This is a genomic window from Mycobacterium sp. E1747, from assembly GCF_001667775.1.
Classification (GTDB): domain Bacteria; phylum Actinomycetota; class Actinomycetes; order Mycobacteriales; family Mycobacteriaceae; genus Mycobacterium.
Genome location: NZ_LZJI01000019.1, coordinates 1 through 1,181, shown reverse-complemented (window position 1 = coordinate 1,181; position 1,181 = coordinate 1). Strand labels below are relative to the sequence as shown.

Annotated in this window: 2 protein-coding genes; one reads left to right on the top strand and one right to left on the bottom strand. The window is 65.0% G+C overall.

All coding sequences use genetic code 11. From position 1 onward, the window contains the following. A partial coding sequence (locus A5695_RS01580; RefSeq protein ID WP_197515323.1) for a glycosyltransferase occupies positions 1-471 on the bottom strand: 471 nt, incomplete at its 3' end. Between the two features lie 239 nt (positions 472-710). On the opposite strand from A5695_RS01580, the gene A5695_RS01575 reads away from it, so the two are divergent. Next, positions 711-1,181 (top strand): glycosyltransferase (locus A5695_RS01575; protein WP_197515322.1); only part of this gene is annotated, 471 nt, incomplete at its 3' end.

The following is a 1,181-nucleotide window of genomic DNA, read 5'->3' as shown; positions in this document are numbered from 1 at the left end:
ACCCACGGGCGCGGGCAGGAAGGGCACGATCGCCCCGTTGGTCCGCCAGGGGAAGTGATGCAGCGTGGCCAGCGGAAGACCATGGTATTCCGCCACATTGGCGGCGATCTCCTGGTAAGTCTGGCCGGCGAGCACCAGGTCGGCCTCATCCGCCAGCGCCGTCAGCGTCTGGTTCATCTGCACCCAAGCCTGGGTGCTGATCTCCCACAGTTCGCGCGCCCACCTCGATCTCTCCCGAACTCGTCGGAAGGTGCCGAACCGGGACGTGAAAAAATTCCGGAACATGTCCAGCCAGGCCTGCGTCTCGGCTCCGTAGGGCACCGCGGTGAGCCCAGCCGATTCGGCGAAGCCAATCAAGTCGGGCGGGACCGCGATACGCACGTGGTGCCCTCGCCGCTGCAGTTCGGACCCGACCACAACCGACGGCTCGACATCACCTCGAGTTCCGTAGCTTGCCAGCACAAATCTCAGTGCGGGCGGTTCGACGTAGCCGCACGCCGCATCACGGTCAGTCACCTTGTCCCTTCCTACCATTTGCGGTAGTGCGAGAGCCTAGACATGAAGGCCGCAGGTGGCCAGCGGCGAGTATTCCTAAGAGCCTGAACAGCCGCGCGCATCCGGTTATGCTGCGGTCGTCTGAACCGGGGACGTTGCGCGGCCGCTCCAAATCCGACCATGCGCCAGGGGAACTGGAAGGGTGAAGATCCGCGATGAAATTTGTGCTGGCGAATTGGGGCACGCGCGGCGAGGTCGAACCCTACCTGACTGTCGGGCGTGAGCTGGTGCGGCGGGGACACGACGTGACGATGGCTGTCGCTCCCGAGATGGTCGACTTCGTCGAGTCGGTCGGACCGGCCGGCGTCGCGTATGGGCCGGAATTGAAGGCCGTCCTCGACCCGCACCGCGACTACTGGACTTACTGGTTCGAGAACCCTTGGAAGGTTCGGAAGCTCGACCGGATGTGGCGGGAAGTCGTGGAACCCCTCACCCTGTGCCGAGCGGAGGTCAGCAGGACGCTGACGTCCTTGGCAGACGGGGCCGCCCTGCTGCTCACCGGCATGAATTATGAAGACACGGCCGCGAACGTCGCGGAATACTGCGGGATTCCGCTGGCCACGCTGCATCACTTCCCCTGGCGGACCAACGGGGCGATCGTGCCCTTCCTGCCCGCGCCCGTGGGT